Origin of the sequence: Micromonospora sp. NPDC048835, assembly GCF_040649995.1 — a bacterium.
In the GTDB taxonomy this organism is placed as follows: Bacteria; Actinomycetota; Actinomycetes; order Mycobacteriales; family Micromonosporaceae; genus Micromonospora.
The window spans coordinates 114,430-128,700 of the sequence record NZ_JBEZGM010000002.1; the positions used below are offsets into that span (position 1 = coordinate 114,430).

Genomic DNA, 14,271 nt, shown 5'->3' on the forward strand with positions numbered 1-14,271 from the left:
GGCGCGGCCCAGGGGGCGGGGTGGGCGCGGGCGGTCGGGGGCGGGTCAGGCGGCGGAGAAGACGCCCTGACGGAGCACCGGTACCACATCGGAGACGCCGATCCGGACGGCGACATCCACGTCGCCGGCGAAACCGCTCTCGGTCAACTCGCGGCCGGAGACACTGCCACGCACGGCGGCCGGCACGTCCGGGGTACTCGCCAACGCGGCAAGCGCCATTGCCGCCTCCACCGAGAGCCCTCCGGGCACGCCGGAGAGGGCGTCCAACACCGAGGCGGCACCGAGCTGGTCCTCCACGGACGGGCGCAGCGACCCGTCCGGCCACCGCTCCCCGGAGGCGACCACGCCGATCGGGGCGTCCACCGTGCCGTACCCCTGGCGGCGCAGCCAGCGCCCGACGGCCCGGGCGTTGCGCAGGCACGCCGCGACCACCGGCAGGCCCGTGGCGCTCGCGGCGGCGCTGATCGCGGAGCCGTTCGGGGAGGGCAGCACGAGGTCCGCCACCACTGGCGCGCTGCTCAGCGCCGCAGGCGAGAGCGACCACGGATGTTCCGCGGTCGTCTGCCGGCGCCCGACCGCGGCGGTCGCGCCGACCCGGACGGCGTACTCGGCAGCCTGCTCACCCCAGGGGAACGGGTGCACCCGCATGCCCCGGGCCACCGCCACCTCGACGGCGGTGGTGAACGAGAGGACGTCCACCACCACCAGCGCCGCGCAGACCCGACCGAGCTCGGCCGCCCCGGTCAGCCCCCAGTCGAACCGGGCACCCGATCCGGGCTGGCCGTGGACGGCGGCCGCCAACGCCTCAGCGCTCGTCGGGCGACGGCTCGGTGACACCGGAATCAGGCTCGGCCGTCTCGCCCGGCTGCTCTGACCCGATCGGCTCGACCGCGCCGGTCTCCGGAGACGGACCCGAGGATGCGATCGGCTCGGAGACCACCTCGGCCGCGTCGACCGGCTCGGCCGGCTCGCCCGGCAGCGGAACGGCCTCGACCGCACCCGCCACACCGGCGGCCGGCGCGGGCACCTCGACGGCCGCCGAGCCCCCGAAGAGGCGCGGCAACGTCTCGGTGTGCGCGGTACGCAGCTCGTCCAGGCCGATCCGGAACTGCCCGTGCACCTCGAGCGCCCCACCGGACGGGTCGGTGACGCCGATCAGCTCGAACGGCACGCCCCGCTCGGCGCAGAGCGCCGCGAACGCCTTGTCGTGGCCGCGCGGCACCGACACCAGCGCCCGGGTGGCGGACTCGCTGAACAGGTAGACGAACGGCATCGAACCCTCGGTGAACTGCTCCGGCACCGCGACCCGGGCACCGACGCCGCGACGCAGGCAGGACTCGACCAGGCTCTGCGCGAGGCCCCCGTCGGAGAGGTCGTGCGCCGAGCTGAGGTGACCCACCCGGGCCGCCTCGGCCAGCAGGTCGGCGAGCGCCTTCTCGCGGAGCAGGTCGACCTGCGGCGGGATGCCGCCGAGGTGCTCGTGCGTCACCCAGGCCCACTCCGAGCCGGACAGCTCCACGTTCGTCTCGCCGAGCAGGTAGAGCTGGTCGTGGTCGCCGCCGCCGCGCGGCACGAAGCCCATCGGCACCCGGTCCGCGACGTTGTCCAGCACGCCCAGCACGCCGACCACCGGGGTCGGGTGGATGGCCGCCGCGCCGGTCTGGTTGTAGAAGCTGACGTTGCCGCCGGTCACCGGGATGCCCAGCTCCAGGCAGCCGTCCGCCAGGCCGCGCACGGCCTCGGCGAACTGCCACATCACGCCCGGGTCCTCCGGCGAGCCGAAGTTGAGGCAGTCGGTCACGGCGATCGGCTTCGCGCCGGTCACCGCCACGTTCCGGTACGCCTCGGCCAGGGCCAGCTTGGCGCCGTTGTACGGGTCGAGGCGGGTGTACCGGCCGTTGCCGTCCACCGACAGCGCCACGCCGAGGCCGGTCCGCTCGTCGAGCCGGATCACACCGCCGTCCTCCGGCTGGGCGAGCACGGTGTTGCCCAGCACGTAGCGGTCGTACTGCTCGGTGACCCAGGACTTGTCGGCCAGGTTCGGTGACGCGATCATGCGCAGCACGGTCTCCCGCAGCGCCTCCGGGTCGGCCGGGCGGGGAAGCGTCTCGGCCCGGTCGGCCTGGAGCAGGATCAGGTCGGCCGGCTCCCGCATCGGCCGGGCGTAGACCGGCCCGTCGTCGACGAGCGAACCCGGCGGTACGTCGACGACCAGGTGGTCCTGCCAGGTGATCAGCAGTCGACCCGGGCGGCCGTCCGGTTCCGGTGCGGTGACCTCACCGATCGCGGTGGCGAGCACGCCCCACTTCTCGCAGGTCTTGAGCACCGCGTCGAGCTTGTCCGGCTCGACGACGAGGAGCATCCGCTCCTGCGACTCGCTGGCCAGGATCTCGTGCGGGTCCATCGAGGGCTCACGCAGCGGGACCCGCTCCAGCCAGACCCGCATGCCGGTGCCGGCCGCGGCGGCGGTCTCGGTGAGCGCGCAGGTCAGGCCGGCGCCGCCGAGGTCCTGGATGCCGACCACGAGTTGGCCGTCGTACAGCTCGAGGCACGCCTCGATGAGCAGCTTCTCGGTGAACGGGTCGCCGACCTGCACGGCCGGTCGGCGTGCCTCGCTGCCCTCGTCGAAGGTCGCGCTGGCCAGCACCGAGACGCCGCCGATGCCGTCGCGGCCGGTCTTGGCACCCATCAGTACGACAACGTTGCCCGGGCCGGCGGCGGCCTTGTTCTGCAGCCGGTCGACCGGCAGCACGCCGAGGCAGAGCGCGTTGAGCAGCGGGTTGCCCTGGTAGGAGGGGTCGAAGACCAGCTCACCGCCGATGTTGGGCAGGCCCAGGCAGTTGCCGTAGCCGCCGACGCCGGCGACCACGCCGGTGAGCACGCGGGCGGTGTCCGGGTGGTCCGCGGCACCGAAGCGCAGCGGGTCCATCACCGCGATCGGGCGGGCGCCCATGGCGAGGATGTCCCGGACGATGCCGCCGACGCCGGTCGCCGCGCCCTGGTACGGCTCGACGAAGCTCGGGTGGTTGTGCGACTCGACCTTGAAGGTCACCGCCAGCTCGTCGGAGATCTGCACGACACCGGCGTTCTCACCGATGCCGGCGAGCAGCCGGTCGCTCTGTGGGGCCTTCTCGCCGAACTGGCGCAGGTGCACCTTGCTCGACTTGTAGGAGCAGTGCTCGCTCCACATGATCGAGTACATGGCCAGCTCGGACTGGGTGGGCCGGCGGCCGAGAATCTGCCGGATCCGGTCGTACTCGTCGTCGCGCAGGCCCAGCTCGGTGTACGGCTGAAGCTCGCCCGGAGTGCCGCCGGCGCGCGGCACGGTGTCCACGCCCTCGGTCCAGACGGCGGCGGTCGGCTGCGCCGGAGCGCCCGCCGGTGCGACCGGCTGCGCCGGGTTCGGCTCGGTCGGCTGCGCCGGGGCGGAGTACGCCTCCGGTGTGTCCCGTACCGGGTCCGGATGGGTGGTCATGACCTCTCCTCGCTGCGCTGGTGCCCGCCGGAGCCGCTGCCCGCACTCATGCCGGCGCCCCGACCAGGTGCTTGAGGACCGACGTGAAGAAGCCGAGGCCGTCAAGCGAAGGGCCGGTGAGCGCCTCCACCGCGTGCTCGGGGTGCGGCATGATGCCGACCACGTTGCCGGCGGCGTTGCTGATCGCGGCGATGTCGCGCTGGGACCCGTTGGGGTTGCCGCCGATGTAGCGGGCGACCACCCGGCCCTCGGCTTCGAGCTGGTCCAGCGTCGCGGTGTCCGCGACGTAGCAGCCCTCACCGTTCTTGACCGGGATGAGCACCTCCTGGCCGGGCTGGAACGCGTTGGTCCACGCCGTCCCGGCCGACTCGATGCGCAGGACCTGATCCCGGTTGCGGAAGTGCAGGTGCTGGTTGCGGGTGAGCGCACCCGGCAGCAGGTGCGCCTCGCACAGGATCTGGAAGCCGTTGCAGATGCCGAGCACCGGCAGACCACCCTGGGCGGCGTCCACGATCGTCTCCATCACCGGGGCGAACCGGGCGATGGCACCGCAGCGAAGGTAGTCACCGTAGGAGAACCCGCCGGGCAGGACGACCGCGTCGACACCGTGCAGATCCGGGTCGCCGTGCCAGAGCCGGACCGGCTCGGCTCCGGCGATCCGGACAGCCCGGGCCGCGTCCCCGTCGTCGAGCGAGCCGGGGAAGGTGACAACACCGACCCGGGCGGTCACGAGCGGGCGTCCGCGGTCTCGTCGGCCTCGACCACGCGGACGGTGAAGTCCTCGATGACGGGGTTGGCGAGCAGTTTGTCGGCAATTTCCCGAGCGCGGTCCAGGTCCGGTTCACCGGTGAACTCGATCTCGATCCGCCTGCCGATCCGAACCGAGGCGACATCACTGACGCCGAGCCGGGGCAGCGCGTTTGCGACGGCCTGGCCCTGCGGATCAAGGATCTCGGGCTTGAGCATGACGTCGACGACGACGCGAGGCACTGGGCACTCCTGACTGTGTACGCAGTTGGGTGCCGACCCACAACGGGCGAGCGCAGCCAGCGTACCTGGCAGATATCGCTACGGACGCACCGGCCGGGTGCAGTTCAGGCAGTGATCGACATTACCGGCGCTCAGGGTGACCCGCCAGCCGCGACACGTGTCCTCAGCAGGACATATACGGCGCGACGGGTGGCCGAATCGTTACATTGATCAACCTGAATCACATTCTTGATTACGGCCGCCGCGGGCCCTACTGTACATCGACGTAAGTCGATTAGTGGGTGCACGGGAACCCCCGTCGCCCGCCCGTCCGCACCCGGAGACCCCGGGCCCGCCCCGTCCAAGGAGTCCACCCGATGCGCATCCGCCCCCTGCTCGCCGTGTTCAGCACCGCGCTGGTCGGCGCCCTCGGCGTCACGTCCGCCGCGTCCGCCGCCCCGGCCGGCCCGCAACCCATCATCGGCGGCGAGACCGTCTCGTCCGCGCCCTGGGCCGCAGCGGTGCTCAGCAACGGTTCGTTCACCTGCTCCGGCAGCGTCATCGCCGCCCAGTGGGTGCTCACCGCCCGGCACTGCATCAACGGCACCATGTCGGTACGCGTCGGAAGCGTGAACCGCACCTCCGGCGGGGTCACCCGCACGGTCAGCGCCACCTACACCCGCTACGACCTCGCGCTCATGCGGCTCTCCAGCACCGTCAGCACCTCCACGGTGAGCCTGGCCAGCAGCAACCCGCCGATCAACTCGACGAACTCGATCTACGGCTGGGGCATGACCTGCTACAGCGGCTGCTCGGCGTCGACCCAACTGAAGACCGCCACCGTCCGGGTGACGAGCAACAGCGTCACCGACGCGTACGGCGGCCAGGCGATCCGCAGCACCCGGATCAACGGAAACGCCTGGCGCGGCGACTCCGGTGGCCCGCAGTTCTACAACGGTCAGCAGGTCGGCGTCGCCTCCACCGCCGACGGGTCGACCATCCAGAACTACGGCAGCGTTGCGTACAACCGGGCCTGGATCACCTCGGTGGCCGGTGTCTGACAGTTAGCGCCCGGCGCGGCGCGGATGGTCGGCCACGTGCCGGCCGTCCGCGCCGCGCCGTTTTGCAGCATCCGATCAGGTGAACAATGCACACGATCGGGTCGCGCCACTCCTGACAGCATCGGAAACGTGCTGGTCGTGACGACAGAGCAACTGCCCGGCTACGAGATCCGCCAGATTCTCGGTGAGGTCGTGTCATCGATGGCCAGGACACGCAACCCGTACCGCGAGGGGGTCAAGAACCTACGCGGCGGCGCGTACGACCCGATGGCCCCGGACAACCTGACCCGGTGGCGCACCGACTCGGTCACCCGCCTCGGCGAGGAGGCCCTCCGGCTCGGCGCGAACGCGGTGATCGGCATGCGCTTCGACAGCCGGGACTGCGGCGAGATGTGGATGGAGATCTGTGCGTACGGGACTGCGGTGGTCGCCGTACCCAAGATGCCCGAGGTCATGCCGACCGACCAGCCGGCGGTGGCTGCGGGGACCGCGGAGCCCGCGGGCTTCGCCGAGTCGCTCGGCGGCATCGCCGAACCGGCAAGCGCCCCCAACCTCAGCTCCGCCGCCGAAACCCCAACCGGCGACTAACCCACCCCACCCCCTGCCCACCCCACCCTGTCCCGTGTTGATCAAGAGGTTTCGGTCACCAGGGAGATCGAAAATGACGCAAACCTCTTGATCACCCCGGGGCGGGCGGGGCCCGGGGCGGGCGGGGCCCGGGGCGGGTGGGGGTGGGGGTGGGGGTGGGGGTGGGGTCGGCGGGGGTGGGGTCGGTGGGGGTGGGGTCGGTGGGGGTGGGGTCGGTGGGGGTGGGGTTAGAGGATGGGGGGTGGGCTGTAGGTGGCGGCCTCGGGGTGGGCCGTTACCACCTTGGTAATGCGGCTCGTCACCGCTGCCACCTGGGCTTGGGCGGCGCCCACGAAGGCGTTGCGGTCGGCGACCAGGGTGTCGATGTCGGCGCGGGACAGGCCGAGTCGGCCGTCCGCCGCCAGACGGTCGAAGAGGTCGTTCTCCGGTGCGCCCTTCTCGCGCATCGCAAGCGCCACCGCGACCGCGTGCTCCTTGATCACCTCGTGGGCGACCTCCCGACCGACGCCCCGACGGACGGCCGCGACCAGGATCTTCGTGGTGGCCAGGAACGGCAGGAAGCGCTCTAGCTCCCGGTTGATCACCGCCGGGTACGCGCCGAACTCGTCGAGCACGGTGAGGAACGTCTGGAACAGCCCGTCGGCGGCGAAGAACGCGTCCGGCAGGGCCACCCGCCGGACCACCGAGCAGGACACGTCCCCCTCGTTCCACTGGTCGCCGGCCAACTCGCCGACCATCGACAGGTAACCCCGGATGATCACGGCGAAGCCGTTCACCCGCTCCGACGAGCGGGTGTTCATCTTGTGCGGCATCGCGCTGGAGCCGACCTGCCCCGGCTTGAAGCCCTCGGTCGCCAACTCCTGGCCGACCATCAACCGGATCGTGGTGGCCAGCGACGACGGCGCGGCGGCGGTCTGCGCCAGCGCCGCCAGCACGTCGAAGTCGAGCGAACGCGGGTAGACCTGCCCGACGCTGTCCAGCACCCGGGAGAAGCCCAGATGCTCGGCGACCCGCCGCTCCAACTCGGCCACCTTGTCGGCGTCGCCGTCGAAGAGGTCGAGCTGGTCGGCGGCCGTGCCGACCGGGCCCTTGATCCCCCGCAGCGGGTACCGCGCGATCAACTCCTCCAGCCGCTCGTACGCGATCAGCAGCTCCTCCGCCGCCGACGCGAAGCGCTTGCCCAGCGTGGTGGCCTGCGCCGCCACATTGTGCGACCGGCCGGTGAGCACCAGCTCGGAGTGCTCGTACGCAAGGAAGGCGAGGCGGGCCAGGGTGGCCACCACCCGGTCGCGGATCAGCTCCAGCGAGGCGCGCACCTGGAGCTGCTCGACGTTCTCGGTGAGGTCGCGGGAGGTCATCCCCTTGTGCACGTGCTCGTGCCCGGCGAGCGCGCTGAACTCTTCGATCCGGGCCTTCACGTCGTGCCGGGTGACCCGCTCCCGCTCGGCGATGGAGGCGAGGTCGACCTGGTCGAGCACCCGCTCGTACGCCTCGACCACGCCGTCCGGCACCGGCACGCCCAGGTCGCGTTGGGCGCGGAGGACGGCGAGCCAGAGCCGCCGCTCCATCCGGACCTTCTCCTCCGGCGACCAGAGGGCGACAAGTTCGGGCGAGGCGTACCTGTTGGCCAGCACGTTGGGGATCGTCGTCACGTGCCTCATTGTCCCGCACCCGCTGGTCGGGAGCGGGACCGGGCCGGGGGTCGGACACCGGGACCGGGTCGGGGTGCGCAGGCGGTCAGGGCCGGTTCAGCTCGTACACGGTGACCGGGCCGGCGACCAACCGGACCTGGGCCAGCCCGGCCAACTCCGCCGACACCGCACCCGCCCTGGCATCGGCGAACAGCCACCGGACCCCGTGCTCGGTGCGGAGCCGGTCCAGGTCGGCCCGGGTCGGCGTGCTGAACACCCCGTCGTTGAGTGCGAGCAGCGCCGGGTCGGGGAAGCTCTGTCGGGCGTACCCCAGACCCTCGACGCCGTGCGCGGCCACCACCGCGTCGGTGTAGCCCCAGCTCTCCACGACAGCGCGATGCCCGCCCAGGCCGGTCACCCAGAACGCGCGGGCGTCGCAGTGCGGGGTGGTCCGCACCGGCCGGCAGTGCACGTTCGTGGCGACCACGTCGTCGTCGGCGGCGTTGTCGTCGAGCCACAGCGCCGCGCGCATCTCGTCGAGGGTCAGCGCGTACGGCTGCGGCCCGCTCACCGGCACCGGCTCGGTCAGTACCGAACGGACGGTCCCGCCCACGATGACCGCGCTGCTGGCACCGAGCATCGCCGCGGTGACACCGGCCAGGGCGATCGTCGCCGTCCGCCGCCGACGTGTCGAGCCGACCGCCGGCACCGGTGCCGGGTGGCGCCGTCGCCACAGGGCGGCCACCCCGACCGCCAGCGCGGCGGCCACCGCCACGAACAGCACGTACCGGGCCGCCGACAGACCCAGCACCCGCAACCAACCCTCGATCGTCGAGGTGGTGGGGGTGCCGGGACGGCTGATCCTCGGCACGGCGAAACCCGCGACCGTGCCGGCCGTGGCGAGCCCCGCCAGCACGCCGGCCACGGCGGGCACCACAAGCACCGGCCAGGGTGCGCGGGCCGTGGCGAGGGACCAGGTGGTCAGCACGACGCCGACCGGGATGACACCCATCCAGAAGTAGATCTGACTGATCGACGGGTGCTGGAACACCCAGGTGGTGGCCGCTCCGGCCAGAACCGTGGCGGCGATCAGCCAGACGGCCGGATCGGCCCGGTGCCCACCGTCGACCAGCAGCCGCATGCCCACCCACCTGGGTGCCTGAGCCAGCACCCACCAGGCCACCACGGCGAACGCCAGCAGCCATCCGAGGGCGCCACCGTCGTTGATGCCCGGTGGCAGCAGCGCACTCGGCCAGATTCCGTCGCCCGGTCCGAGGGTCTCGGCGTACGGGGCGATGAAGTGCAGCATCGCCAACGCCTGCACGCGCAGCGTGCCGGCCCCGCCACCGGCGAACAGCCGGAAGCCGAGCGCCATCGCCGCCACGAGGCAGGCCAGCGCCAGCAGGGCGGGTCGGGGTGCCTGCCGCTTCCGCCACCAGAACACGACGACGGTGAGACCCAGGCCGGCGATCAGCGGCGGCAACGCACTGGACTTCGCGCCGGCACAGACCAACCCGAGCGCCGGAACCAGCGGCCAGGCCGGGCCGAGGGGACGGTCCCGGACCACGTCGACGACGAGCCCGGCGATCAGCAGCAACGGCACCAGCACGTACGTCTGGGAGGGGCTGGCGTACGACAGCGGCATCTCGCCGGACGCGCCTACCGGCGAGCCGAGTGTGATCGCGGCACCGGTGAAGGCGGCGAGAGCGGCCACCGGGCCGGCCCAGACGGCACCACTCAGGTCGCGGGCGAGCCCGGCCGCGAGCAGCACCGCCGTACCGACCACCGGCACCAGCCAGAGCCGTAGCAGCACCACAGCCGGGGAAATGCCGCTGATCATGCTGCCGCTGGCGATGTGCGCGTCGGACAGGTAGTGGTAGCGCAGCGCCTCCCCCGCGACGTGCGGCAACTCGAACGGCATCGCGCGGGTCAACTCCTGCACCAGACCCAGGTGGTAGAGCACGTCCTGGTAGTAGCCACCGGACACCGGCGGCAGCGGGACCGTCCGCCACTGGGTGTATCCCCAGGCCAGCACCACGAGCAGCGCCGCACCCATCCCCCAGTGCCAGGCCAGCGGCAGCGGACGGCGCTCGCCGACCCGCCAGTGCCGGCGCAGCCCGGGGACGGCGACGAACGCGACGAGGACGGGCAGCGGCCACCACCGCAGCAGGGACTGCTGACCGGTCGCCGCGGCCAACGCCCAGGCCATGATCTCCAGCACCAGGCCGGTGGCCGCGCCGTAGCCGAGGTCCTCCGGCAGGTTGCCCCGGCTGCCGCGCAACGCCCGGTGCACAAGGGTTCCGGGGAGCACCAGCGCGAGGACCCAGTAGGCGGAGAATCGCGCGAGATCCGCGGCGGGCACGCCGCCGCGGGACCAGACCACGAGCAGCGCGGCGATCACGAGCAACCACGGGAGCGCGCTGAGGACCGGCCGGAGAGCGTTCCGGCGCGACGCCGGAGCCGGCGTCTCGACCCGCTCGGCCAGGAGGAGGTCAGCCACGGACGCCGACCGCCGCATCGAAGCTCGGCGTACGGGAGACGTCGTCGACCCGGGTCTCGTCCCGCGAGTCGAACCCGACGTGGAACGCGGGCCGGTTCTGCACGGTGGCGTAGATCCGGCCGACGTACTCGCCCAGCAGGCCGAGGCAGACCAACTGCACCCCGCTGAGCAGCAGCACCGCGACGAACATCGAGGTCCAGCCGGGAATCGTGGTGCCGGAGACGTGGGCGATCATGCCGAACACGATCAGGCCGAGGCAGAGCAGGAAGCTGGACATCCCCAGCCAGGTGGCCAGGCGCAGCGGCGCGGCGGAGAAGTTCGCCGTGCTCTCCCAGGCCAGGGCCACCATCCGGCGCAGCGGATACTTCGTCTCGCCGGCGGCGCGGGCCTCGCGGTCGTAACGCACCTCCGCGCTGGGGAAGCCCAGCGACGGCACCAGCAGCCGGTAGACCGGGGCGCGTTCGGGCAGCCGGCGCAGGACCTCGATCACGTCTCGGCTGAGCAACCGGAAGTCGCCAGCCTGCGCGGGCAGGTCGACACCCACGAGCCGGCGCATCGCCCAGTAGTAGCCCCGGGCGGTGTTGCGCTTGAAGACCGTGTCGGTGCTGCGGTCGGCGCGTACGCCGTAGACGACGTCCACCCCGTCCTCGCGGGCGACGCGAAGCATCTCGGCGATGGTCTCGGGTGGATCCTGGAGATCGGCGTCGAGGCTGACCACCCACTGGCCGACGGCCCGGTGCAGGCCGGCGGTCAACGCCGCCTGGTGACCACTGTTGCGGCGCAGCCGGAGCACCCGCAACTGCGGCCAGTCCCGGCCGTGGTCGAACAGCACCGACACGGTGTCGTCCCGGCTGCCGTCGTCGACGGCGACCACCTCGTAGTCGACGCCGAGCGCGTCGAGCACCGGCCGTAGCCGGGCGACGAGCGCCGGAATGACAGCGGTCTCATTGAACATCGGGATGACCACCGAGAGGGTGGTCGCCCGTGGGAGGACGGACTCCATGGTGACAACGGCCCCGTTCCGCACGCAGGAGTGATCGAGCCGCACCTCGAGCTGCGGCAACGATCACCATCGCGCGGTAAACCCACCACCAGCGGGCCGACTCCTGAACGGCTCGTTAACGCCCGTTGGCTGATGCCCCGATATCTCCGCCCGACCTACAAACCCGGCACCACGTCACCTGCGTGCTACCCGCCCTCGGGCCGAACCTGCTGGTGGTACTCCAGCTCATGCAGGTGACCACCCTTGATGAGGACTGACACCTCGACCGGCTGCCCGTATACCGAGCGGACCACCCGAAACTGGCGGATCACCGGCACCTGCGGTGGCAACGACAGGATCTCCAGCTCTTGGGTGGTCGGCATGCGGACGGAGAGCCGGTTCGACCCGTTGGGTATCCGGCAACGCGGACAGCCAACGGGTCAGCGCTTGATGCCGCCGGACGAACCTTGGAGGATCAGCCAGATCCGGCGAATCGAGTGTTGGCGACCGATCCCACGGCCGCCAACAATCGAGGCGGCAACCACGGGTAGGGGTCAGTCAACGGCCGCCTGCTCTCCCGGCAGCGGGTCCGCACGTCCACCAGGATCTGACTGGCCAGGTAGTAGCGGCCTCGCCGCTCCCCCACTCCTCGCAACAGACCTTTGTCGCACAGTTGAGCCAGGTCGCGAGTGGCCGTCCGCTCCTCTATCCCGGACATCTTCACGTAGGTGCCACGGCGCAGGCGGTAACCGAGGATCGCCTCGTACAGCAGGTTCGTGACGCGATCCGGCAGCCGGTGCTCCGCGGTGAGTCGGTCCAACTGCTGCCAGATCGCCGAGGCTTCCTCGACACGCCGCGCCACAGTTTGGGCTTGGATGTGGTGCGCACGCAGATTGAACGAGACCCAGAGCGCCGCGTCGTTGTCGGGATTCCAGGCCCCTTGACCGATCGCGAGCAGAACCCGGTAGTAGTCGTCGGTGTTATGCCCCAGCCACTCCTCGACGCCTGAGAACGCCGGCTCGACGATTGCCTCCCGGGACAGAACAAGCGTCTGCAGCGCCCTCGCCATGCGTCCGTTCCCGTCGCGGAATGGGTGGATCATCACGAGGTTCAGATGAGCCATCGCACCGCGGACTATCGGATCCACCTCCCGCTCGCCGCGCAGCCGGGCAGCCGGGCAGCGAGCTCCTCAACCAGCCGCGGAACGAGTTCGGCGTCAGGTCCTTCGTACACCCGCCGGTCGGCGCGCTCGTCATGAACGTAGATGGGGCCAGTGCGGTACTGGCCTGGGCTCTTGGATAGATCGTGCGCCAGCATCATGTAGTGCATGCCGCGCAGGCCGGTCGTGTCGAAGACGAAGTGTTGATCGGCCGCCATCTGAAGGACGAAACCGAGTGCCTGCCGATACCCACGGATCTCAGCGAAGGTGCGCTCATCAGCACTCAGTGGTTCCTCGTCGTCGAGCGCTGCGGCGGCGTCGTCCTCCTCCACGACGTAGCCCTCAATGCTGTTGGAACCGCGGATGGCGCGGGCAAGCATGGTCCGCCGCAGCCCTCCTTGCCAACGCCGGGGCACCCGGAGCGTCGCGGCGAGCGCCCGGCGCATCTCGTGGACGTCGGCGAGCACGGCCGCATCGTCGGCTCCGAGCTGCGGCGTTTGGTAGATCACATCCCGCCTCGTGTCTCTTATTAAGAGCCACGACATCAGTTGGCGGCATGGCGTCTCTATGTATAAGACAATGAGACACCGTAAGCGCCGGCCGGGTCAGCGCTCCAGGATCGCCGTCACGCCCTGGCCGCCGGCGGCGCAGATGGAGATGAGCCCGCGTCCGCTGCCCTTCTCGGCGAGCAGCTTCGCCAGCGTGGCGACGATCCGTCCGCCGGTGGCGGCGAAGGGATGCCCGGCGGCGAGCGACGAACCGTTCACGTTGAGCCGGTCGGTGTCGATCGCGCCGAGCGGGGCGTCGAGGCCGAGCCGGTCCTTTGCGAACTCCGGCGACTCCCAGGCGGCGAGGGTGGCCAACACCTGCGAGGCGAACGCCTCGTGGATCTCGTAGTAGTCGAAGTCCTGCAACGTCAGCCCGGCGCGGGCGAGCATCCGGGGCACCGCGTACGCGGGGGCCATCAGCAGCCCCTCGTCGCCGTGCACGAAGTCCACCGCCGCCGTCTCCGACCAGCTGAACCAGGCCAGCACAGGCAGGCGGTGCGCCGCCGCCCACTCCTCGCTGGCCAGCAGCACGGTGGACGCGCCGTCGGTGAGCGGCGAGGAGTTGCCGGCGGTCATGGTGGCCCGCGCGGCGTCCGGGCCGCGGGTGCCGAAGACCGGCTTGAGCGCGCCGAGCTTCTCCACGCTGGTGTCCGGGCGCAGGTTCGCATCGCGGGTCAGCCCCAGGTACGGCGTCATCAGGTCGTCGAAGAAGCCCCTGTCGTACGCGGCGGCGAGCCGCTGGTGCGAGCGCAACGCCAGCTCGTCCTGGGATCGCCTGTCGATCTGCCACCGCAGGGCGGTCTGGGCGGCGTGGTCGCCCATGGACAGACCGGTACGTGGCTCCGCGTTGCGCGGGATCTCCGGCTTGAACGGTTGCAGCGGGCGCAGCTTCGCCGCGATCTTGAGCCGTTCACCGAGCGTACGGGCCGAGTTGAGCTTGAGCAGCGTGCGTCGCATCTCCTCGTTGACGGCGAGCGGGGCGTCGGAGGTGGTGTCGACGCCGCCGGCGATGCCCACGTCGAGCTGGCCGAGGGCGATCTTGTTGGCGACCAGGATCGTCGCCTCCAGGCCGGTGCCGCAGGCCTGCTGGATGTCGTACGCCGGGGTGTGTGGGTCGAGCCGGGAGCCGAGGACCACCTCGCGGGTGAGGTTGAAGTCCCGGGAGTGCTTGAGCACCGCGCCGGTCACCACCTCGCCGATGCGCTGTCCGGCCAGCCCGTAGCGGGCGACCAGGCCGTCGAGCGCCGCGCCGAGCAGGTCCGCGTTCGACGCGTCCGCGTAGCGGGAGTTGGAACGGGCGAAGGGGATGCGGTTGCCCCCGATGACCGCGACCCGCCGGATGCTCTGCACGATCCGCC

General features: G+C 71.4%; 12 protein-coding genes and 1 pseudogene. 2 read left to right on the plus strand and 11 right to left on the minus strand.

Annotated elements, in window-relative coordinates:
• Positions 1 to 45 precede the first annotated feature (45 nt).
• Genes AB0C15_RS02980 through purS form a run of 4 tightly spaced genes read right to left on the minus strand, consistent with a single transcriptional unit; the run spans position 46 to position 4,465 of the window.
• On the minus strand, positions 46 to 801 hold the full coding sequence (locus AB0C15_RS02980; protein WP_357348668.1) for a 2-phosphosulfolactate phosphatase: 756 nt from the start codon (positions 799 to 801) through the stop codon (positions 46 to 48).
• A 4-nt stretch (positions 802 to 805) separates the two neighbouring features.
• Positions 806 to 3,475 (minus strand): phosphoribosylformylglycinamidine synthase subunit PurL, encoded by a 2,670-nt coding sequence (gene purL, locus AB0C15_RS02985; protein WP_357348086.1) that lies wholly within the window; start codon positions 3,473 to 3,475, stop codon positions 806 to 808.
• Positions 3,476 to 3,521: 46 nt separating this feature from the next.
• Positions 3,522 to 4,205 carry a phosphoribosylformylglycinamidine synthase subunit PurQ gene (gene purQ / locus AB0C15_RS02990; RefSeq protein ID WP_357348088.1) on the minus strand — a complete coding sequence of 228 codons (684 nt, stop codon included), beginning with the start codon at positions 4,203 to 4,205 and terminating at the stop codon, positions 3,522 to 3,524.
• The gene (gene purS / locus AB0C15_RS02995) at positions 4,202 to 4,465 is read right to left on the minus strand and encodes a phosphoribosylformylglycinamidine synthase subunit PurS (protein ID WP_091624745.1); all 264 of its coding nucleotides are present in this window, start codon (positions 4,463 to 4,465) and stop codon (positions 4,202 to 4,204) included. The genes purQ and purS overlap by 4 nt, the downstream gene beginning before the upstream one ends.
• A 356-nt stretch (positions 4,466 to 4,821) precedes the next feature.
• Here purS and AB0C15_RS03000 point away from each other — a divergent pair, with 356 nt between their 5' ends.
• Positions 4,822 to 5,505 carry a trypsin-like serine protease gene (locus AB0C15_RS03000; protein WP_357348090.1) on the plus strand — a complete coding sequence of 228 codons (684 nt, stop codon included), beginning with the start codon at positions 4,822 to 4,824 and terminating at the stop codon, positions 5,503 to 5,505.
• 24 nt (positions 5,506 to 5,529) lie between these two features.
• Positions 5,530 to 6,093: a YbjQ family protein gene (locus tag AB0C15_RS03005; RefSeq protein ID WP_357348092.1), complete on the plus strand. Its 564-nt coding sequence runs from the start codon at positions 5,530 to 5,532 to the stop codon at positions 6,091 to 6,093.
• A 227-nt stretch (positions 6,094 to 6,320) separates the two neighbouring features.
• On the opposite strand, the gene purB is transcribed toward AB0C15_RS03005, so the two are convergent.
• From purB to AB0C15_RS03040, 7 genes and pseudogenes are all read right to left on the minus strand, one after another.
• The gene (gene purB, locus AB0C15_RS03010; RefSeq protein WP_357348094.1) at positions 6,321 to 7,745 is read right to left on the minus strand and encodes an adenylosuccinate lyase; all 1,425 of its coding nucleotides are present in this window, start codon (positions 7,743 to 7,745) and stop codon (positions 6,321 to 6,323) included.
• An 85-nt stretch (positions 7,746 to 7,830) separates the two neighbouring features.
• Positions 7,831 to 10,224 (minus strand): hypothetical protein, encoded by a 2,394-nt coding sequence (locus AB0C15_RS03015; RefSeq protein ID WP_357348096.1) that lies wholly within the window; start codon positions 10,222 to 10,224, stop codon positions 7,831 to 7,833.
• A complete protein-coding gene (locus AB0C15_RS03020; protein ID WP_357348098.1) occupies positions 10,217 to 11,227 on the minus strand; it encodes a glycosyltransferase family 2 protein in 1,011 nt (336 codons plus the stop codon). The genes AB0C15_RS03015 and AB0C15_RS03020 overlap by 8 nt, the downstream gene beginning before the upstream one ends.
• A gap of 185 nt (positions 11,228 to 11,412) precedes the next feature.
• Positions 11,413 to 11,607 (minus strand): annotated as a pseudogene (locus AB0C15_RS03025) (GntR family transcriptional regulator); the annotation flags it as partial.
• Between the two features lie 74 nt (positions 11,608 to 11,681).
• On the minus strand, positions 11,682 to 12,329 hold the full coding sequence (locus AB0C15_RS03030) for a Fic family protein (protein ID WP_357348099.1): 648 nt from the start codon (positions 12,327 to 12,329) through the stop codon (positions 11,682 to 11,684).
• Between the two features lie 11 nt (positions 12,330 to 12,340).
• Positions 12,341 to 12,874, minus strand: coding sequence for a hypothetical protein (locus AB0C15_RS03035; RefSeq protein ID WP_357348101.1), 534 nt, complete (start codon positions 12,872 to 12,874; stop codon positions 12,341 to 12,343).
• 96 nt (positions 12,875 to 12,970) lie between these two features.
• Positions 12,971 to 14,263 (minus strand): acetyl-CoA C-acetyltransferase, encoded by a 1,293-nt coding sequence (locus AB0C15_RS03040; protein ID WP_357348103.1) that lies wholly within the window; start codon positions 14,261 to 14,263, stop codon positions 12,971 to 12,973.
• Between the last annotated feature and the right edge of the window lie 8 nt (positions 14,264 to 14,271).